Raw genomic sequence first — 20,267 nt, forward strand, 5'->3', positions numbered from 1 at the left:
TCAAAGTTCGCCCTGGGCTAGCCCTCAGAGGTGAGTCGGCGCATGCCGGCCAGGGTCGCTGGGCCGCGCCGTAGCGGGAAGCATGGTTTCAGAGGCCCGGGCCTGACCTCAGCCCAGCTGCGTCCGAATCAGGCCCCACAAGAACAGCACGGTTGGCCAGAGCGTGACGAACAGCACGACCGCGGACATGAGGAAACCGATCAGGCTGAAGGTTGTGCCGCGAAGGTTCGGATCGGCGCGCAGCGCACGCCGCGCCTGAAGACTCGTGGAGATACCAGCGAGCGCACACGGAATGGCGACGTACCAGAGCCCCATCGGCACCAGCACCACAGCAGCAAGGGCGAGCATCAGACTCGCGATCGCCGGGCCGGTCATCGCACGCACTGGCGTCGGTTCCACCGTCACTACGCGCCTCCGGTCTCGTGTCGAGTTCCAGGAACGGTACCAGGTAATGAGGTCTTCCGCTGTCACGGCGCCCAGCCTTGAATCGGACGGGCTTCAGCGGGAGGGCGCTCGCCCGTTCCTCGCTCGATGATCCAGGTCGGAAGCGTGATCTGCTGCGTGAATCCGGAAGGATCTGCGATCCGCTCAAGCGCGAGGCGCGCCGCACGCCTGCCGAGCTCCAAAGGGTCGTACGAAATGACGGAGACGCCGAGAACGTCACCGGTATCGAAATCATCGAAGCCGATCAGGGCCGTGCGCTCACGATCGTCAATGTCGCGCAGCAACCGCAGTGCACCGATGGTCATGCGGTTGTTGCCGGCGATGATCGCGGTCGGCGGCTCAGCCGAAGTCATCAGTGCGCGCATCATCTCTGCCGAGTTGAGCGAGAGATCATCACGCAGCACTTCCCACCGCGATGTGTCGGTGATCCCGGCCTCCGCCATCGCTTGCCGGTAGCCGCCAATTCGCTCGATCTGCGTGTACACCGCGGCCGGGTTGCAGACATAGGCGATCCGTCGATGCCCCACCGCGATCAGACGCCTCGTCGCCTCGAGAACTGCGGCACGATTATCGAGGACGATCGAGTCCGCGGCAAGATTTCGCGCTGGTCGATCGATGGCGATGACTGGCGTGCCCAGCTGACGCTCACCCTCCAGATACGACTGGTCATCGCTGACCGGAACGAGCAGCAACGCACCAACCCGCTGCGCGAGCAGAGCGTCCGCCACCCGCGCTTCGCCGTCGTCGGTATCATCGGTGGACGCGACGACGAGGCCGTATCCGTGCTCGGAGAGTTCCTTCTCCAGGCCCGCCGCAACCTTGTAGTAGAACGGGTTGCTCAGCTCGCCGATGATGAAGCCCACGGTGCGGGTTCCGCCGCCTCGGCGCAGCCCCTGCGCCAGTGAATTCGGCCGAAAGCGGAGTCGCTTCGCGGCGGCGAGCACACGTTCCACCGTCTGCGGCGCGACGAGCTCGCGCTGTGCGAACACTCGCGACACCGTCTTCGAACTGACTCCTGCGAGTCGGGCGACATCGTCGAGCGTCGCGCGCTGATCAACCATTTTCGATCCTCCTGACCGAGCACTTTACACCGCGAACCGCGCTTATGTCGCCAATGACGACCATGGACATTTGAAGGACATTTCACGCCGATACTCGTCCAGGTTTGATTTTAAAACCCAGTTCAAAGTCATTATCTGTGATCGGACATCGAGCAGGACACGACAAGACAGCGCTGTCATTGGCCACTTGTGGGAGCGATCCCATGCGGGTTACTCTGACCGCGCGGGCTCCACGGTCGTAGCGCTTCTACATGTCGCACTGCGCGAGCACGTGATGGTTTCAATGGTGAACCTGACAAGGAGAAAAACATGGCACGGAAATCTCTCGTGGCCGTTGCGACGCTCGCGCTCGCTGGTGCTGCGCTGACTGGATGCTCAAGCGGCGGCGGCGCCACCGATGCATCCAACACGATCGACGGAGACGTCAAGGGCGACATCAAGGTCGTCACCTGGCGCACCGATCTGATCGAGAACGGAACGTTCGACGCGTACGCGGAGGAGTTCAACAAGACCTACCCCGACGTGAAGGTCACATTCGAGGGCATCACTGACTACTCCGGCGAGATGCTCACGCGCATGAGCACAAACAACTACGGCGACGTCATCGGCATCCCGGCAATCCAGCCCGACCAGTTCGATCAGTTCCTCGAGCCGCTCGGCGACACCGCGTCCTTCGCCGACAAGTACCGCTTCCTCCCCGCGGCCAGCTTTGATGGCACGCAGTACGGCATCGCCTTCGGTGGCAACGCGAACGGCGTCGTCTACAACAAGAAGGTGTTCGAGGAGGCTGGCATCACGGAACTGCCGACGGACGAGAAATCGTGGCTCGAGGCGCTACAGAAGGTCAAGGACAACACCGATGCGATCCCGATGTACACGAATTACAAGGACGGTTGGCCGCTGACCCAGAGCTTCAGTAACGTCGGCGGCATCACGAACAACCCGGACGCGGTGTCCGAGATGGCTGAGGACCCGGCACCGTGGACCGAGGGCTCCGACGTCTACGCAATCGACGGCCTGCTGTACGAATCCGTCGCCGCTGGGCTCACCGAGGAGGACCCACTCACGACCAACTGGGAGCAGTCCAAGGTCGATATCGGCACCGGCAAGATCGCGACGATGACTCTCGGCTCGTGGGCGATCTCTCAGCTGCAGGCCGCGGCTGAAGGCAACGGCGCCTCGGCTGACGACATCGGCTTCATGGCCTTCCCGTCAAACGTCGACGGTACCCAGTACGCGGTGATCGGCGGCGACTACAACCTCGCGGTGAGCAAGCACTCCAAGGCGAAGGCCGCATCCTGGGCATGGATCCAGTGGGTCGTGTCCGAGTCTGGCTACACCGAGTCAGAGGGCATGGTCTCGCCACTGAAGGACGCAGCGCTCCCCTCCACACTCTCCGACTTCGAAGCCGAGGGCGTCCAGCTCATCGAGACCAACCCCGCCCCCGCTGGCAAGGAAGGCCTGATCAACGAGGTCTCCGACGACGCGCAGATCGACCTGTACGGCCAGATCTACCGTCAGAAGCTCGTCGATGTCGCGCGCGGCGCGGCCGATGGCGATAAGGAGAGCTACTTCGCAGAACTGAACGAGCGCTGGGGCGCTTCGGTCGAGAAGCTCGCGGGTTGAGGCGAGCGGACTGAGACGAGAGGGCGGCGGAGACATGACCATCACAACTTCCGGGGCACCGGCGGGTTCATCCGCCGCCCTCTCGCAGGCCACGCAGGTGCGCCCGTCCGGCGGGAAGACCCGCCGGATCGGGCGCACCGGTTCCCTCCTGCAACGACTCACCCCCTGGTTCTTCCTGGCCGGGGCGGTGGGGCTGCTCCTGCTGTTCACGTATTGGCCGGCGCTGAACCTGATTTACTTCAGCCTCACCGACTGGGACGGCATCGACCTCGACAAGAACTTCGTGGGTCTGGACAACTTCGTCCAGGTATTCACCGATCCACGCATCTTCTCCGTGTTCGGCGTTAGCCTCTATTACTTCGTCGCGTCATTCGCGCAGATGGCGATCGCGCTCTACTTCGCGACGATCCTGAGTTTCTCGACGCGGTTTTCGAGCCTCTTCCGCGGCATCCTGTTCTTCCCCTACCTGATCAACGGCGTCGCCATCGGGTTCGTGTTCCTCTACCTCTTCCAGCCCGACGGAACGCTCGACACGGTGCTCAGCTGGTTCGGTCTCACCGATCCGCCGCTCTGGCTCGGTGATGCCGACGTCGTCAACATGTCCCTCGCTGGCACGTCAGTGTGGCGATACACCGGCATGAACTTCGTGCTCTTCCTCGGCGCGATCCAGTCGATCCCGCATGAGCTGTACGAGGCCGCCGACCTTGACGGTGCGAGCCGTTGGCAGCAGTTCTGGGCGATCATCTTCCCCGGCATCCGCCGTGTGGTTGGGCTGTGCTTCATCCTCGCGATCTCGGGCAGCCTTGCGGTGTTCGAGATCCCATTCATCATGACCGGTGGCGCAAACGGCTCCGCCACGTTCGTCATCCAAACGCTGCAAACGGCGTTCACGTTCCGGCAGGTCGGACTCGCATCCGCGATGGCCGTCGTGCTGCTGGTCATCGTGCTGGTGGTCACCTGGATCCAACGCAGAATCTTCCCCGACGAGAAGGTTGACCTGACATGACTTCCACCGAGTCGCTGCGCACAATGCCGTTGCGCACCACACCACCCAGGCAGATCCATGGGCGTTCGCACTGGGAGCGCCTCCGTAGCGGCAGCGCAACGTCGGCAAAGTATCTCAGCCTGATCATTGCGTCGGTCGTGACACTGTTGCCGCTATCGGTGCTGTTGTTCGCCAGCCTGAAGACGGCTCCCGAGTATGCGCAGACCGGGCCGTTCGACCCGCCGTCGAGCTGGCTCAACTTCGACAACTTTGTCACCGCGTTCACGAGCGGAAAGATGCTCGAGGGTTTCGTCAATACCGCGATCGTGCTCGGCGTCTCACTGGTGGGAACGATCTTCCTCGGAACCATGGCTGCGTACGCGCTGGACCGTTTCCAGTTCCGCGGCAAGAAGGTTGTCTTCGGCCTGTTCCTGGTCGCAACGTTGATCCCCAGCGTGACCAGTCAGGTGGCGACATTCCAGCTGATCAATGGGCTGGGTCTGTACGACACCAAGACCGCGCTGATCCTGCTGTTTATGGGCACCGACATTATCGCGATTTACCTCTTCATTCAGTTCATGCAGTCGATCCCGATCTCGCTCGACGAGGCGGCAATGATCGACGGCGCGAACCGTTGGACGATCTACTGGCGGATCATCCTGCCGCTGCTCAAGCCCGCAATCGCTACGGTCGTCATCATCAAGGGCATCGCGGTGTACAACGAGTTCTATACGCCGTTCCTCTATCTGCCATCGCAGGGCCTCATTTCTACGTCGCTGTTCCGGTTCAAGGGACCGTTCGGCGCCCAATGGGAAGTCATCGCCGCGGGCGCTGTGCTCGTAATCATCCCGACCCTCATCGCGTTCCTGCTGCTTCAGCGCTGGATCTACAAGGGTCTGACCGCAGGAGCCGTCAAGTGACACATCTCACCGCCCGCACGCTACACGACGGATGGACGGTGCGTGCCGCATCCGGTCCCGCACCCACCGAGGTCGCGTCCGCGCTCATCCCCGCGACTGTGCCTGGCACCGTGCACGTGGATTTGCTGGCCGCCGGCCTCATCCCCGACCCGTTCCACGGCGTCAACGAAGCACTCGTGGCGTGGATCGGTCTGGTCGACTGGACATACGAGACGACGTTCGAGTGGACGCCGGATGACAACGCACGGCATGATCTCGTGTTCGACGGCCTCGACACGGTGGCGGCGATCCGGCTGAACGGTCATCTCCTCGGCGAGGTGGCCAACCAGCACCGTTCGTACCGCTTCGATGTCCGGACTCTACTCACCGAGGGCACGAACCGGTTGGTGCTCGCGTTCCGCGCGCCGGTGCCATACGCCAACGCGCAGAGCATCACGCTCGGTACCCGCCCCCGGCCGTACCCGCTGCCTTACGATGCCATCCGCAAATCCGCGTGCAACTTCGGTTGGGACTGGGGCATCGCGACCTTCACCAGTGGTCCGTGGAAGCCGATCCGACTGGAGTCGTGGTCGGGTGCGCGTATCGCCGAGGTACGCGTGACTGCGACACCAGACGGCGACGGCGGACTCGTCGATGCCGTAGCTGTGATCGAGCGCAATGACGCGGATGCCGCACTGTCGCTTCGGCTGTCCGTCGGAGACCGCACTGCCGAAGTGGATGTGGTCGGCGACCGCGCGAGCATCCGCCTGACACTCGACGAGGTCGAGCGCTGGTGGCCGACCGGCTACGGTGCACAGCCGCGCTACACAGTGCAGGTCGCACTCGAGGCAGACGGCGAGGTCATCGACGACGCCACGCGCAAGGTGGGCTTTCGCACCGTGGAGTGGGACACCGCCCCGGATGACGCAGGCAATCCCTTCACCCTGGTCGTCAACGGCCAGCCGGTCTTCGTCAAGGGCGTCAACTGGATTCCGGATGACGCGCTCCCCGTGCGTGTGGACCGCGCACGCATCGAACGCCGCTTCCGTCAGGCACTGGACGCCAATCTCAACCTCATCCGAGTGTGGGGTGGCGGCCTGTACGAGTCGGACGACTTCTACGATCTAGCCGACGAGCTGGGTCTGCTCACGTGGCAGGACTTCCTGTTCGCCTGCGCTGCATACCCGGAGGAGGAGCCGCTGCGCTCGGAGATCGAGGCGGAGGCGCGCGAGAACATCGTTCGTCTGGCGTCGCATCCGTCGCTCGTACTGCTCGCCGGAAACAATGAAGCTCTTGAGGGCTTCGCAGACTGGGGTTGGCAGCTGCGCCTCGACGGAAAGACGTGGGGTGCGCATTACTACTACGAGCTGTTTCCGCAGCTCATAGCCGAACTGGCCGCACATGTGCCGTATGTTCCCGGCAGCCCGTTCAGCACGGGCATGGGTTGGGACCCGACGCCGACGTCCGAGTCGCCGAGCGGCACGCAGACCGGGCCGCATCCGCTCGATCATTCCTCCGGGACGGTGCACCTGTGGCGCCAGTGGAACGACCGCGACTGGACCACCTACCGCAAGCACACTCCCCGATTCGTGGCGGAATTTGGATGGCAGGGTCCGCCAGCATGGACGACGCTCGTCGAGTCGCTCGATGACGCGCCGCTCACCCCAGAATCGCCCGGCATGGTGGTGCACCAGAAGGCGATGGAGGGCAACACGAAGCTCACCAACGGGCTGCTCCCGCACTTCCGGTTGCCCGAAGACATGGAGACATGGCACTGGGCAATGCAGCTGAACCAGGCGAATGCTGTGGGTGCGGCGCTGGATCACTTCCGCTCCTGCGCGCCGCACACCATGGGTGCGATCGTCTGGCAGCTCAACGACTGCTGGCCGGTCACCTCGTGGGCCGCGATCGACGGTGCGGAACGCGCGAAGCCCCTGTTTCATGCACTGCGCAACGCGTTCGCGCCCCGGGTCGCCACGATCCAACCGCGCCCGGATGCGCTCGTCGTCGCACTCGGCAACGACACTGCCGAGGCGTGGAACGGACCTCTGGCGCTACGCCGACTGTCGTTCGACGGCGCAGTCCTGGCCGAGCGCACGATCGACGTCGCCGTGCCTGCGCGCGGCACGCTCGTTGTGCCGGTTCCTGCTGAGTTGGCGACGCCGTCGGATGCCGCCGGCGAACTCCTCGTCGCCGAGGCACCGGATGCCCGTGGCCTGTGGTTCTTCGCCGAGCCGCGCGACTCCGCCCTGCCCGCGCAGGAGATCGCGCTGTCCACGCGAACGGTCGACGGCGGCACGGAGGTGACGCTGACCGCGAAGGTGCTCGTGCGCGATGTCACGCTGCTCGTAGACAAGGTGCACCCCTCGGCGCACGCCGAGGAGGGCCTGCTGACGCTGCTCCCCGGCGAGACCGCGCGGATCTTCGTGCGTCACAACGGCTCACTCGATGCCACCGCTCTCGCCAATCCCGGCGTGCTGCGCAGCGCGAATCAGTTGGTGACCGCGTGAGCGCTCTCGACGCCCCCGTCTGCGGAATGACGTGGGGCTGGACGGGAGTGCGTGGCACCTGGGCGACGCCGACGGCTGCGCATTCGATGCGAGAAATGGCCGACCATGCGGTGACGTGGACGGCAATCTCCTACGCGGCACTTCAGGCCACACCGTTCTCGACCGAGATCCCCTTCAGCGATGCTCCGACGGTGACCGATGACGAGATCGTGTGGGCGATCCGCGAGGCGAAGAATCTAGGGATGAAGGTGTGTCTGAAGCCGGTCGTCAACGTCGCGGATGGCACCTGGCGCGCCCACATCGGCTTCTTCGACTGGGATGTGCCTGGCGAGCCGACTTGGACGCAGTGGTTCGCCTCGTACCGGGAGTTCATCCTGCATTCCGCCCGCATCGCCGAGGCAGAGAGCTGCGAGATGTTCTGCATCGGCTGCGAGATGGTGCGCGCCGATGGCCAGGAGGCGCACTGGCGTGCACTGATCGCCGACGTGCGCGAGGTCTACTCGGGCCTGGTGACCTACAACTGTGACAAGTACCAGGAGGATCACGTCACCTGGTGGGATGCCGTCGACGTGATCTCCTCCAGCGGGTACTACCCGGAGGGCACGTGGGAGGAGCACCTCGACCGCATCGAGCGCGTGGTCGAGGCAGCTGATCGCCCTTTCGTCTTCCTCGAAAGCGGATGCCCGTCCCGCGAGGGATCTCCGGCACTTCCCAACGACTGGAGCCTGGCCGGGGCTCCATCCGGTGAGGCGCAACTCGCCTGGTACGAGGAGATGTTCGCCGCATGCGCGCGCAGGCCGTGGGTGCGCGGCTGGTTCCTGTGGGACTGGCCCCCACAGCTCTACGACCTCGCGGATGCGGCGGCGAACGATGATTACTGCCCGTACGGCAAGCCCGCTGGCGACTTCCTGCGGGCGACATATTCCACGTTGAGCGTCAAGGAGTCGGCGTGACTACGAGGAGTGTCATCGCAGTCGATGCGGGCCAGTCCGGGATAAAGGTGCGAGTGCTCACTGTCGAGCGCAACGACGACCTCCTGTTCCGCGGCATCGACACTCACGAGCCGCTGCTCCCGCAGCTCGCAGAGGTCGTCCGCGCCTCGATCTCGCAGACGAAGGCTGCCCCCGGCATCCTGACCGCGGGGATCTCCGGACTCACGGCACGAGATGCCGATGCAGGTGCCCTGCTCGCTCTTACGCGCCCAAACGGCATCGAAGAGGTCGCCCTCGCGCACGATTCCACCACGTCCTATCTAGGCGCGCTCGGCGATCAGCATGGAGCGGTCGTCGCGTCAGGAACAGGTGTCGTGACTCTGGCGGCCGGCCCGCGAGAGATCGCCAGGGTGGACGGCTGGGGCAACATCATGGGCGACGCTGGAAGCGGGTATTGGATCGGGCGCGAGGCGCTTGACGCGGTCATGCGTGCCTACGACGGCCGGGGCCCCGCCACCGGACTCACCGACGTCGTGCGCGCGACGTGGCCCGATCTCTCACAGGCATATATGACACTGCAAGCGAACGAAGAGCGCGTGCGGATCGTCGCGGCATTCACGACCCAGGTCGCCCGCTTGGCGTCCGAGGGCGATGCCGTGTCACTCAGAATCACCGCCCGCGCGGCAGAAGAGCTGAGCACGAGCGTGACCTGCGCGATCCGGCGCGTCCGCGAAGACGACGAGGTGTTCACCGTGTGCGCGATCGGTGGTGTCTTCCGGTCTGCTCCGTTGCAGGAGGCATTCCGCACGGCCCTGACGCGCGCCGAGCCAGACTCCGTCAAGCTCATCGCGCCCTTGGGCGCAGGTATCGACGGGGCCGTCGCTCTCGCTGGCCTCGCCGCCGAGCATCCGTTCGCCGCGCATCTGCACCGCGCGGGCTCGGCGTGACCGTCCCCCGGACGGGACTGATCCCACTCGTCGACCCCGAGCGCCTACTGACGATGAGCGTGCGTCGCAGTCAACCATTGCGTTCACTGCTGCGGATGCTGCGCCCGCACCGCGTCGGGATGTCGCTCGCCGTCGGCGCGTTCGCCATCAAGGACAGCGCCGCATGGGTGCTGCCTCCGGTTACCGCAGCAATCATCGACATCGTCGTGGGTGGCGGTCCGGTGACGAACATCGGATTCTGGGGACTTCTTGCGCTGAGCGTGCTGGTGCTCAACTACCCGTTCAACATGATCGTTGTTCGGCTAACCAGTACCGCGAACCGGGCGCTTGCGTACACGGTGCGCGCGGGCCTGGCCGCGCGATTGCAGCGGCTTTCGCTCGGTTTTCACAACCGACAGAGCGCCTCGGTGGTGCAAACGAAAATCGTGCGCGACGTGGAAAACCTTGAGCTCATGCTCGCGCAGGTGTTCCCTACCGTGATCTCCGGGCTGTCGACGCTAGTCGGTGCCCTCGTTGTCACCGCGCTGAACGTGCCGTTGTTCATCGGTGTCTTCGCAATTGCGATCCCGGTCGCCGCGACGCTCATTGTCTACATTCGCCGTCGCGCGTCCTCACGCAACGAGGCGTTCCGCATCGAGGTTGAGCAGCTCTCGGCGCGGGTCAGCGAGATGGCGGCACTCATGCCGATTACGCGCGGTCACGGCTTGGAAGATGTGGCCACCGCGCGGGTCGCAGAGCGCGCCGATTCCGTGCGCCGTGCCGGACGCGACCTCGATGTGCTCAACGGTCGTTTCGGCGCGATGTCATGGATTGCCTATCAAGTGCTGGGGCTCCTGTGCCTTGTGGGTGCGGCAACGCTCGCGGTGACGGGCATTGTGCCGATTACCGCGGGCCAGGTCGTGCTGCTGAGTACCTACTTCGGCATGCTGACGAATGCGATCGTGATGCTGATGAACGCGGCGCCGGTCTTCACGCGCGGCATGGACGCGATGCGGTCCATCGCCGATGTGGCCGAGGAACTCGATGTGGAAGACAGCCGAGGTAAGCACGATGTGTCGTCCGTGCGGGGCGACATCCGCCTGGAGAATGTGGTCGTGCGGTATTCCGCCGATGAGCGACCAGCGCTGGACGGCATCAATCTCGACATACCGGCGGGTAAGACCGTCGCGTTCGTCGGGCCGTCCGGTTCGGGCAAGTCGACCATCCTCAACACCGTGCTCGGTTTCGTCAGGCCCGAATCCGGAGTCGTGCGCGTCGACGGCCGTGATCTCGCGGATCTCGACCTTCGGGCGCTGCGCCAGTTCGTCTCGATTGTCCCCCAGGAGACGGTGCTGCTGGCCGGGTCTGTGCGGGAGAACGTCGCCTACGGGTCCAGCCACGTCGACGACGTCGACGTCTTCGCAGCGTTGGCCGAGGCGAATGCCCTCGACATCGTCACCGGAACACCGGAAGGACTCGACACGATCGTCGGCGAGCGCGGCTCGCGCTTGTCCGGGGGTCAGCGTCAGCGCCTTGCGATTGCCAGGGCGCTAATCCGCGATCCGCGCATCCTCGTTCTGGATGAGGCGACCAGTGCTCTCGATTCGGCATCTGAGGCACGGGTGACCGAAGCGCTTGACCGAGCCCGCACCGGACGAACGACCCTGATCGTGGCGCATCGTCTGTCGACTGTGCGCGGCGCCGACCTGATCGTGGTGGTCGACGGTGGACGCGTCATCGAGACCGGAACGCATAACGAACTAGTCGCGGCTGACGGCCTGTACTCACGCTTGGCGCTGGTGCAGTCCGGCCACTAGTCGCAACGCTTGCCGTCAGCTGAGCTTCTTGCGATACACGGCGACTGCAAAGCCGTAGGCGACAACGAGGATGCCGACGAGCCAGGCGAGGGCGATCCAGATCTCCGCACCGGCGGGCTGTCCTGCGAACAGCGCCCGGATGGTGTTGACGATCGACGTCACCGGCTGATGCTCCGCGAACCAGGCGACCGGTCCAGGCATCGATTCCGTCGGGACGAACGCCGAACTGATGAACGGCAGAAAGATGAGCGGATAACTGAACGCGCTCGCGCCATCCACTGTCTTGGCGGAGAGCCCGGCGATCACGGCCAGCCAGGTGAGCGCGAGGGTGAACAAGACCAGGATGCCGGCGACCGCCAGCCAGGAACCGAATGATGCAGCGGTGCGAAAGCCCATCGCGAAGGCAACACCAGTGACCAGCACCACGGACACGATGTTCGCAATGGCGGAGGTGAGCACGTGCGCCCACAGCACACTGGAGCGTGCCACCGGCATCGACTGGAACCGCTCGAAGATGCCACCTTGCATGTCGAGGAACAGCCGATACGCGGTGTAGGCGACACCGGAGGCGATAGTGATGAGCAGGATGCCCGGCAGCATGTAGTCGATGTAGGAACCACCGCTGCCGGTGTCGATCGCGCCGCCGAGCACGAAGACGAACAGCAGCAGCAGCGCGATCGGAGTGACCGCTGTGCTGATGATCGTGTCGGGGCTGCGAAGGATATGAGTCAGCGATCGCCCGGTGAGAACACGAGTATCGCTGAGCACGTGACTGGTCATGACAGTTCCTTTCCGTTGGATGCTGTGGTCGCTGTCTCGCCGACGAGAGCGAGGAAGACGTCTTCGAGGGAGGGCTGCTTCTCGATGTACTCGACCTTCGCCGAGGGGAGGAGCTGCTTGAGTTCGGCGAGAGTACCGTTCTGAATGATGGTGCCCTTGTGCAGAATCGCGATCCGGTCAGCGAGTTGCTCCGCTTCATCGAGATACTGCGTGGTGAGGAGCACCGTGGTGCCGCCGTTCGCCAGCTCCTTGATGGTCTGCCACACGTCGATCCGCGCCTGCGGGTCCAGGCCAGTGGTCGGCTCGTCCAAGAAGATCACCGGCGGGTTGCCGATCAGGCTCATCGCGATGTCGAGCCGACGCCGCATCCCACCCGAGTAGGTGGCAGTCTTGCGGGCGCCGGCATCCGTGAGCGAGAACCGGGCGAGCATGTCATCAGCGATCTCTCCAGAATTCTTCAAATGACGCAGCTTCGCGACCAGTACGAGGTTCTCCCGGCCTGTGAGCACCTCATCGACTGCGGCGAACTGGCCCGTCAGACTGATCGACTGACGCACATCGTTCGGCGCTGTCGCGACATCGAACCCATGAACCACTGCCGTACCCGCATCCGCCTTCAACAACGTCGACAGGATCCGTACGAGCGTGGTCTTTCCGGCACCGTTCGAACCGAGAAGCGCGAAGATGCTGCCCGACTGCACATCGAAGTCGACACCCCGCAGCACCTGCAGATCTTTGAAGGACTTCGTGATGCCTTTGACTCTGATAGCGGGCCCACTGGGCGTAACGCTGGTCATCGTTCCTCCTCCTTCTCCGCACTGTCGATCGCGTTCGTGAGGCGTGCGCGCTCCTTGTCGATCCACCGCTTGCCCAAGTAGGCACTGGCGAACGTCTCGGTGAACTCCACCGGATCGTCACCCACGATTTCGCGCACGGGCGTGCCATCGACCGCGGCGCGCTCCCAGAGGTCAGCTAGGTCGGTGAACATCGTCGTGAGAGTGTCGCCATCGGTGACATTTCCGGAGTACATGAGGTACCGGTGCATTGCACCCGCTGCCGAAGCATAGGGCTCGGGGAGACCATCGATGCGGGCTTTGTCCTGCTTGTACTGTTTCTTCTGTTCGAGCGATCCAGTGAGCGCTTCGATCCATTTTGCGGCCATGATCATTTCCCTTCGTCGTATGTCTTCTGGTGGAGGTGTTCGATGCGTTCGGAGAGGAAGGTCCACGTCTTCCAGAATTCTCCGAGCTGGGTGCGGCCGTTCCTATTGAGCGAATAAACCTTGCGGGGCGGCCCCTTCTCAGAGGGAACCTTCTTCACATCCACGAAACCGCGTTGCTCGATGCGGACGAGCAGCGCGTACACCGTGCCCTCGACCACGTCGACGAAACCTTCGTCGCGCAGCCGCGCCGTGATCTCGTACCCGTACGCGGGGCGCTCGGTCAGGATCGTGAGGACGATGCCCTCGAGAGTGCCCTTGAGCATCTCGGTAAGTTGACTTGCCATTGACTGCTCCCCTCTACTTGGTGCTACTGACTACCGGTAGAAAGTAGCACTAAGTACCGGTACTTGGCAAGACTGAGTAGCGATCTTTTTTGCAACCTCTCTCACACCTGGCATCCAGGGAGCACCGGGGTCACACACAGGGTCGGTGATACAGAATCGTTACCTTGTGCCCACCCCCGAAGGCACACCCACCGCTGTACGCGGCCCCCAGATACTTCAAAGGATCGTTACGTTCGTCATGCCAGAAACTCCGTTGCTCACACCTGCCCGACCGCGCACCGCCATCATCACGATCGCCGTAGGTGCGGTTCTGGGACTGCTCGTCACCGCCGGAATCTCGGCGGCGGCGCCCGCCGTTGCCGCATCGCTCGGACGCGCTGCCGTCTCCGATTCTGAACAGCTCGGAGTCGGCATGGCCGAGGCCGACGCGGCTGTCACCACCGCGCGCGCTGCGTTGACGGATGCCGCAACTGTCGTCGTGGATGCATCGTCGGCCGAAGTCGATCTGGGTGCCGAGAGCATCGCGGTTGACACCGCAGACCTGTTGAGCACACTCGGCTCTCTCGCCGAGGGCGATGCCGACGCGATACTGCAGCGCCCAGCCCTCACCGCCGGCCTCACCGAGCAGACCGCGCTGATGACCGCGCAGGCCACGGCGCTGCGCGAACGGCTGAATGCCGCGATCGCACAGCAGCAGGCTGAAGCAGCCGCCGCAGCAGCCGCCGTCGCGGCCCTCACCGCAGCGAATACTCCCGACGGTGCCCGCAACGTCGCGCGGCAGATCGCTGCTGATCAGTACGGCTGGGGCGACGACCAGTTCTCCTGCCTGAACTCGCTGTGGAACAAGGAGTCCGGCTGGGACTACCAGGCCTATAACTCCGGCGGCGGAGCTACCGGCATCCCCCAGTCGCTCCCCGGCAACAAGATGGCGAGCTTCGGCGACGACTGGGCGACCAACGGGACCACGCAGATCCGCTGGGGCCTGGATTACATCCAGCGCGCCTACGGCGCACCCTGCTCGGCATGGGGCCACTCGCAGTCGGTGAACTGGTACTGAGGCGTCCTCCGCACTCAACGGCGCGTCTCACCTTCGGTAGGCTCACGCCTCATCCAGCGGCCCGTACACAACTTCGGATCACTCCTCCGACACGCCGCGAGATGCGTCGCCCTGGCGGCGTGTCACGTCTGCCGTCCGAAGTTGTGCTCGCCACTCAAACACGACAGTGAATCGTCGGATCTCGCGCTCCACATCGTCAGGACCCAGATCATCGGCATCCGCGATTATGTGAAGCGGAAGTGGTTCGATGCCGGTGTAGAACAGCGTGTCGCGCGTCGGGGGAAAGAGAAGAGAACCGAGATCACCCGCGATCCCGCGCGGCGCGACCGAGCGGAGGCCCTCTCCGAGCGATATGGAGATCAGAGCACGCTTCCCGACAAGCACGCCGTCACCGTACTTCCGCGGGATGCCGGTCGCAGGATCAAGCACATCGAATCCGAATCCAGACGCGAACACCCGCCGAACCAACCCTTGAGCGTCGCAGGCACCGAGTACCACCAGAGCGGGAACTGGAAGATGACAAGTTCAGCATCCCGCAGCTTCTGCTGTTCGATGCGGACGTCCTCTGGAAGCTGCCCCGCCGCGTACGCATGCGCCCAGACATACAGCGCTTGTGGCCTTCTCGTAGACATCCAACGATCGAACCACCTACTCCACATCTTGGGAAGGAAGCCTCACGTCGGCACGCGCCGCTGATCTGTTGTCGCTCGTCAGATGCCCAATACCAGTCGAATACCATCGGCAATTTTTGAAAGGATATACGTCGGGACATGTCCGACCGGATACGGCTCAATAAACTCACGACCGACCGGACCGACCTGCGACACGACTGCTACGGAGTCCTGCCCCAGTCCAGACGCATCGATCGGCACAAGCACATTGCCTGGAAACGCCTCAAGCGCAGCATTCGAGGTCAACGGCACCACGAGCACCGTGGCGAGTTCGGTGGCGAGGAGCCAGTCCTCCTGCATGACGACGGCAGGTCGACGTTTTGCAGGCTCAGAACCACGCGGCGACCCGAAGTCGACCCAGACAACGTCGCCGTGCGCGATCACCACTCGGCGCCCTCACGCACGATGCGCTCCGACTCCTGAAGGAACGGACTACCCGCAGAAGGCTGCCCAATGCGCGCTATTACGGAGTTGGCCAGTGCTGTCAGTTCGGCTTCGCCTTCCAACTCTTCGACGAGGCGATTTCCGGCGCGGCGATAGAACTCCGATCGATTCATACCATGCCGTGCCGCCACACGCTCGAAGCGTTCGAAGTCTCCGTCCGGGAGTGAGATCGCCGTTTTCATAATTGAAGTATAACAAGTTATACCCGTCAGTGTTGCTGACTCCTTTTCCCCCGCGACATCGCGAACGGGTACGTCCACGACTGTCTCAGCGCTGACTTTACGAGGTCGTCACCCCGCCACCTTGACATCGAACACCCTCCGGTGGCATAGTTTTGTCACCGTTGGAAACGTTTACAGTACTCGAAGGAGAGCGCGTGGTTCGTGTAACCATTACTCAGGTCGCTGCGCACGCTGGCGTATCGATCGCGTCCGCCTCACGGGCTCTGAACGGTCAGATCGCGAGCGCTGAGACGATCGCGAAAGTGCAGCACGCGGCCGAAACACTCGGGTACGTCGCCGATGCGACCGCGCGGTCGCTCAAACTCGGCCGCACTCACCAACTCGCCTATGCCGTCGCCGATATCGGTAACCCCGTCTACGTCGAGATGATGACCGCGGTTGAGCGGGTGGTGTCTGCGTCGGGGTATCGCTTGGTCCTCTCGTCGACGGGAACGTCATCGTCGTCGGTCGACGTCGTGCGTGACCTCGGGCGAGGCTACGTCGACGGCATGATCCTCTCGCCTCTGCGCGTCACCGACGAACTTCTCGCTGCTCTCGCGAAGACGCCCACGCCGATCGTCGTTCTCGGGCGCCTGCCCGACGGCTCGAGCCTCGACACTGTGCGGGCCGACTCGCTCACCGCGATGCGCCTTGTGGTGGATCACCTCGTCGCTGAGGGACGACGTGACATCGCCTTCGTGAACGGCCCCAGCGATACGACTCCTGGAACTTTCCGTCGCGATGGCTTCGCCGCAGCCGTCACCGCGCACCCACTCGTTTCGACCCGCAGTTTCGACGCCGAAGACTTCACAATCGCTGCCGGGTACGCCGCGGCACGCCAAGTACTCGAAGGCGACCATCGCCCCGACGCCATCGTCGCGGCCAACGATCTGATCGGCATTGGCGCGATTCGTGCCGCCGAAGACCTCGGGTTGACCGTTCCACACGACATCGCTGTGACCGGCATCGACAACACGGAACTCGCGGGAGTCATCCGCCCCGGCCTGACCAGCGTCGACCTCGGCGCCGAGGAGCGCGGTCGTGTCGCCGCAGAGCTCCTGCTCGCGCGCATTGCCGAGCCATCGCGCGCCGCGCACACGGTCACCGTCGCACCGTCACTGGTCGTGCGCGGATCATCCCTCTCCCGCGCTCATGCACGGGGTGGCGCCGCATCCGCACTCAACCTGAGCACCGAACCCACCGAACTCGATGAAGAGAGGACAGCCGGATGAGCATCACCGCCACGAAACCCCCGCGGCAGACGAAGCGGATCGGTCATCGCGCCCGCGCGCAGCGCCGTGAGGCCGTCGCCCTCGTGATCCCGGCACTCCTGCCGATCATCATCTTTTCCGTCATCCCGCTCGTCAGCGGTGTGGCACTCGGCTTCACGGATGCCACGCTCAAGCGGAACGCCGAGGTCAACTTCATCGGCTTCGGGAACTTCATCGAGCTGCTCGGAGATCACCGCTTCTGGGGATCGTTCGGCATCGGCATCGTCTGGGCAGGCTCCGTTGCGCTTCTGACCCTCGTCTGTGCCATGGGGCTCGCACTCCTGCTCAACAGTGACCTGCGCCTGAAAGGACTCACCCGGGTTCTGGCACTGATCCCCTGGGCAATGCCGCCGGTGGTCATCGCGATCGTGTGGCGAATGATCTACAACCCCAACTCTGGCCCCCTCAACGGAGCCCTCGAAGCGGTCGGGATCCCCGGAGTCAACTGGCTCGGCGACTTCTCCACCGCCTTGCCTGCAGTCATCGTGGTGGGAGTCTGGGCAGGCATCCCTCAGACGACGGTGCTGCTGCTGGCCGGAATGCAGTCGATCTCGGCGGAGCAGCACGAGGCTGCCGCCGTCGACGGCGCCGGCGCCTTCCGCCGGTTCTGGCACATCACGCTTCCCGCGCTTCGCCCCATCATCTTCGCGGTGACGGCCCTCGACTTCATCTGGCAGTTCAACTCATTCGGGCTCATCTATGTGCTCACCGAGGGTGGGCCGGGCGGGCGCACGATGATCCCTCCGCTGTTCACCTATCTGGAGGCCTTCCGCAACCGTGAGATCGGATATGCATCCGCGATGGGCGACGTGCTCGTCATCGCGATCATGTTGATCCTGTCGCTCTATCTCATCAACCAGTTCCGTCAGACGAAGGGAGCGCGCTCATGACCACGAAGCGCCCCTGGTACGCGACGGTGCTGATGTATACGGCACTCGCGGCATTCCTGTTCTTCCTCGGATTCCCTCTGCTCTGGTTGCTGTCAGCGTCGTTCAAGTCGTCGGGAGAGCTGAACTCTCTCGCCGTCAACCTGCTGCCGGCCACCTGGGACTTCAGCAACTACGGCAATGCACTCGAGAGACAGAATCTCCTGCTCGCTGCGGGCAACTCGCTCATGGTCTCGCTCGCGACGATGGTGATCACGGTAGTGCTGTCCATGCCAATGGCCTATGCGCTCGCGCGGCTCAAGGGCAAGCTTCGTGCGGCCGGAACGGTCTGGATCCTCACCAGCCAGGTCTTCCCGTCGATCCTGATCATCATCCCGCTGTTCCTGGTGCTCCGCACGATCCACCTGAACGACACGCTGTTCGGATTGATCCTCGTCTACGTCACCTTCACATTGCCGTTCACGCTCTGGATGCTGCAGGGCTATGTCGCGGCGATTCCGACGGAACTCGAGGAAGCCGGCGAGATGGACGGGGCATCACGAGTGACGATCCTCCGCACGATCGTCCTTCCACTGCTCGCACCGGGACTCGTCGCAACCGCGATGTTCACCTTCGTCTCGGCCTGGAACGAATTCTTCCTCGCCCTCGTGTTGTTGCAGAGCCCCGAGCTCTACACGCTTCCGATCGCTCTGCGCTCCTTCCTGGGAGCCGAAGGGCAGACACAGCTGGGCCCGCTGGCCGCAGGCGCGATCCTCGCGACAATCCCGTCGCTCATCATCTTCAGCATCCTGCAGAAGAAACTCACCGGCGGAATGCTCGCCGGTGCAGTCAAGGGCTGATTCGTTTCACCAAGAAAAGATCACAGAAGAAAGGCGAGCATCATGAAGAGAATCCGAGGCATTGGCGCCATCGCGTTCGTGGGCGTGGCGGTCTTCGCCCTGAGCGGATGCCAGCAGGGCAGCGCGACCGGCGGAGGCGACGAGGGTGAGGGCGATGCTGTCACCCTCGAGTTCCAGTCGTTGTCTGACCAACCGGCGACGCAGGCCGCAGTGAAGGCGATCGTCGACGAATGGAACGCGGACAACTCCGACGTTCAGGTCGAGATCATCCAGGCCGGGTGGGATGGCACGTTTGACAAACTCATCACCCAGTTCACGGGCGGAACGGCACCGGACATCATCCACTATGAGGCGAGCTCTATCGTTTCCTTCGCCGTTGATGGTTACCTTGCCGATCTCACTGACTACATCGATCCGGACCTGAAGTCCGATATCTCCGAGGGCATCTGGGAGTCCGTCACTCAGGACGGCGAGATCATCGCTTACCCATCGACATTGCAGTCGTACATGGTGTTCGCCAACGCCGACCTCCTTGAGGCCAGCGGCGTCGAGATTCCCAGCGGCGACACGATGACATGGGAAGAGCTGCAGGAGATTGCGAAAGCAACGACCACTGCCGACGTTCACGGACTCGGCTGGGGCCTCGCGTCGCCTACCTCGACAATCATGAGCCTTTCGCTCGGTTTCGATGGCGGTTTCTTCTCCGGTGAAGGCGCGGATGCCTCGATCGAGGTCGGCGATGCCGAACTCGCCGTGCCGGAGCTCATCCACGAGATGGCGTACACCGACAAGTCGATCCAACCCGTCTCCCTGACCCAGTCAGGATCGGACGTGCTCGCATCGTTCTACGGCGGCACGATCGCGATGACCGTGCAGGGTTCGTTCCAGGCGACGAACATCGCGAACGACGCGCCCGATGGGTTCAACTGGGTCGCGCTGCCGCCGCTCGAAGGCTCGGCCGGTGCCATCCAGGCAGCGAACCCGCAGACGTACTCGGTGAACATCGATTCCGAGCACGTGGAGGAGTCTGCCGACTTCCTCAACTTCTTCATGAGCAGCGACAACCTCGCCGAGATCGCCTACGCCGATGCGCTCATCCCGTCGTCCGACTCGGCACGCGCCGCGGTGGAGAAGCTGGCCGCCGATAACCCGGCCTGGACCCAGGTGCTGGCATCCGGTGAGGGACTCGTTGGTCCGCCGTTCCTCAAGGTGGAGAAGTACACCGAGTGGAAAGACACCATCGCGACGCCGGCCTTCCAGCAGTACCTGGCCGACCAGATCACCAGTGAGCAGCTGGCCGCCCAGCTGTCCGACGGCTGGGCCGACATCGCCGGCTGATGACATCTGCGGGGGCGAGCCACCGGTTCGCCCCCGCCCGTCATCGACATCAG

At 63.7% G+C, this 20,267-nt stretch carries 20 protein-coding genes and 1 pseudogene; 12 read left to right on the forward strand and 9 right to left on the reverse strand.

Features of this window, described 5'->3' with window-relative positions:
• Positions 1-108: 108 nt before the first annotated feature.
• A complete protein-coding gene (locus ACSU04_RS07425; protein ID WP_439288931.1) occupies positions 109-471 on the reverse strand; it encodes a hypothetical protein in 363 nt (120 codons plus the stop codon).
• A complete protein-coding gene (locus ACSU04_RS07430) occupies positions 468-1,505 on the reverse strand; it encodes a LacI family DNA-binding transcriptional regulator (RefSeq protein ID WP_439288932.1) in 1,038 nt (345 codons plus the stop codon). Before ACSU04_RS07430 ends, ACSU04_RS07425 begins: the two co-directional genes overlap by 4 nt.
• A gap of 309 nt (positions 1,506-1,814) precedes the next feature.
• Here ACSU04_RS07430 and ACSU04_RS07435 point away from each other — a divergent pair, with 309 nt between their 5' ends.
• From ACSU04_RS07435 to ACSU04_RS07465, 7 genes are read left to right on the forward strand one after another with little or no spacing between them, the layout of a single operon-like run.
• Complete coding sequence (locus tag ACSU04_RS07435) at positions 1,815-3,131, forward strand: ABC transporter substrate-binding protein (protein WP_439288933.1); 1,317 nt, start codon at positions 1,815-1,817, stop codon at positions 3,129-3,131.
• A gap of 34 nt (positions 3,132-3,165) precedes the next feature.
• The gene (locus tag ACSU04_RS07440) at positions 3,166-4,137 is read left to right on the forward strand and encodes a carbohydrate ABC transporter permease (protein WP_439288934.1); all 972 of its coding nucleotides are present in this window, start codon (positions 3,166-3,168) and stop codon (positions 4,135-4,137) included.
• Complete coding sequence (locus ACSU04_RS07445) at positions 4,134-5,036, forward strand: carbohydrate ABC transporter permease (protein ID WP_439288935.1); 903 nt, start codon at positions 4,134-4,136, stop codon at positions 5,034-5,036. Before ACSU04_RS07440 ends, ACSU04_RS07445 begins: the two co-directional genes overlap by 4 nt.
• Complete coding sequence (locus ACSU04_RS07450) at positions 5,033-7,525, forward strand: glycosyl hydrolase 2 galactose-binding domain-containing protein (protein WP_439281458.1); 2,493 nt, start codon at positions 5,033-5,035, stop codon at positions 7,523-7,525. Before ACSU04_RS07445 ends, ACSU04_RS07450 begins: the two co-directional genes overlap by 4 nt.
• Positions 7,522-8,478, forward strand: coding sequence for a glycoside hydrolase family 113 (locus tag ACSU04_RS07455; protein ID WP_439288936.1), 957 nt, complete (start codon positions 7,522-7,524; stop codon positions 8,476-8,478). Before ACSU04_RS07450 ends, ACSU04_RS07455 begins: the two co-directional genes overlap by 4 nt.
• Positions 8,475-9,404 (forward strand): N-acetylglucosamine kinase, encoded by a 930-nt coding sequence (locus tag ACSU04_RS07460; protein ID WP_439288937.1) that lies wholly within the window; start codon positions 8,475-8,477, stop codon positions 9,402-9,404. The genes ACSU04_RS07455 and ACSU04_RS07460 overlap by 4 nt, the downstream gene beginning before the upstream one ends.
• Positions 9,401-11,200 (forward strand): ABC transporter ATP-binding protein, encoded by a 1,800-nt coding sequence (locus ACSU04_RS07465; RefSeq protein ID WP_439288938.1) that lies wholly within the window; start codon positions 9,401-9,403, stop codon positions 11,198-11,200. The genes ACSU04_RS07460 and ACSU04_RS07465 overlap by 4 nt, the downstream gene beginning before the upstream one ends.
• Before the next feature lie 15 nt (positions 11,201-11,215).
• On the opposite strand, the gene ACSU04_RS07470 is transcribed toward ACSU04_RS07465, so the two are convergent.
• From ACSU04_RS07470 to ACSU04_RS07485, 4 genes are read right to left on the reverse strand one after another with little or no spacing between them, the layout of a single operon-like run.
• Positions 11,216-11,980: an ABC transporter permease gene (locus ACSU04_RS07470; protein ID WP_439281462.1), complete on the reverse strand. Its 765-nt coding sequence runs from the start codon at positions 11,978-11,980 to the stop codon at positions 11,216-11,218.
• Positions 11,977-12,777 (reverse strand): ABC transporter ATP-binding protein, encoded by an 801-nt coding sequence (locus ACSU04_RS07475; RefSeq protein WP_439288939.1) that lies wholly within the window; start codon positions 12,775-12,777, stop codon positions 11,977-11,979. Before ACSU04_RS07475 ends, ACSU04_RS07470 begins: the two co-directional genes overlap by 4 nt.
• Complete coding sequence (locus ACSU04_RS07480) at positions 12,774-13,142, reverse strand: DUF1048 domain-containing protein (protein WP_439288940.1); 369 nt, start codon at positions 13,140-13,142, stop codon at positions 12,774-12,776. Before ACSU04_RS07480 ends, ACSU04_RS07475 begins: the two co-directional genes overlap by 4 nt.
• Positions 13,143-13,144: 2 nt before the next feature.
• Entirely contained in the window at positions 13,145-13,486 is a 342-nt protein-coding gene (locus ACSU04_RS07485) for a PadR family transcriptional regulator (RefSeq protein WP_439288941.1), read from the reverse strand.
• Positions 13,487-13,724: 238 nt separating this feature from the next.
• Between ACSU04_RS07485 and ACSU04_RS07490 the strand changes: the two genes are divergently transcribed.
• Positions 13,725-14,543, forward strand: coding sequence for a phospholipase (locus ACSU04_RS07490; protein ID WP_439288942.1), 819 nt, complete (start codon positions 13,725-13,727; stop codon positions 14,541-14,543).
• Between the two features lie 78 nt (positions 14,544-14,621).
• On the opposite strand, the pseudogene ACSU04_RS07495 reads toward ACSU04_RS07490, so the two are convergent.
• The 3 genes and pseudogenes from ACSU04_RS07495 to ACSU04_RS07505 form a co-directional block, all read right to left on the reverse strand.
• Positions 14,622-15,202: pseudogene (locus ACSU04_RS07495) on the reverse strand (NAD(P)H-dependent oxidoreductase).
• A gap of 51 nt (positions 15,203-15,253) precedes the next feature.
• Positions 15,254-15,601 carry a type II toxin-antitoxin system PemK/MazF family toxin gene (locus tag ACSU04_RS07500; protein WP_439281468.1) on the reverse strand — a complete coding sequence of 116 codons (348 nt, stop codon included), beginning with the start codon at positions 15,599-15,601 and terminating at the stop codon, positions 15,254-15,256.
• On the reverse strand, positions 15,595-15,840 hold the full coding sequence (locus ACSU04_RS07505; RefSeq protein ID WP_439288943.1) for a CopG family transcriptional regulator: 246 nt from the start codon (positions 15,838-15,840) through the stop codon (positions 15,595-15,597). The genes ACSU04_RS07500 and ACSU04_RS07505 overlap by 7 nt, the downstream gene beginning before the upstream one ends.
• Positions 15,841-16,034: 194 nt before the next feature.
• Between ACSU04_RS07505 and ACSU04_RS07510 the strand changes: the two genes are divergently transcribed.
• From ACSU04_RS07510 to ACSU04_RS07525, 4 genes are read left to right on the forward strand one after another with little or no spacing between them, the layout of a single operon-like run.
• Positions 16,035-17,111: a LacI family DNA-binding transcriptional regulator gene (locus ACSU04_RS07510; protein ID WP_439288944.1), complete on the forward strand. Its 1,077-nt coding sequence runs from the start codon at positions 16,035-16,037 to the stop codon at positions 17,109-17,111.
• A complete protein-coding gene (locus tag ACSU04_RS07515) occupies positions 17,108-18,040 on the forward strand; it encodes a carbohydrate ABC transporter permease (protein ID WP_439281471.1) in 933 nt (310 codons plus the stop codon). The genes ACSU04_RS07510 and ACSU04_RS07515 overlap by 4 nt, the downstream gene beginning before the upstream one ends.
• Complete coding sequence (locus ACSU04_RS07520; RefSeq protein ID WP_439281472.1) at positions 18,037-18,876, forward strand: carbohydrate ABC transporter permease; 840 nt, start codon at positions 18,037-18,039, stop codon at positions 18,874-18,876. Before ACSU04_RS07515 ends, ACSU04_RS07520 begins: the two co-directional genes overlap by 4 nt.
• A gap of 42 nt (positions 18,877-18,918) precedes the next feature.
• Positions 18,919-20,214: an ABC transporter substrate-binding protein gene (locus ACSU04_RS07525; protein ID WP_439281473.1), complete on the forward strand. Its 1,296-nt coding sequence runs from the start codon at positions 18,919-18,921 to the stop codon at positions 20,212-20,214.
• Positions 20,215-20,267 lie beyond the last annotated feature (53 nt).

Source organism: Microbacterium sp. A84 (assembly GCF_051842815.1).
Classification (GTDB): Bacteria; Actinomycetota; Actinomycetes; order Actinomycetales; family Microbacteriaceae; genus Microbacterium.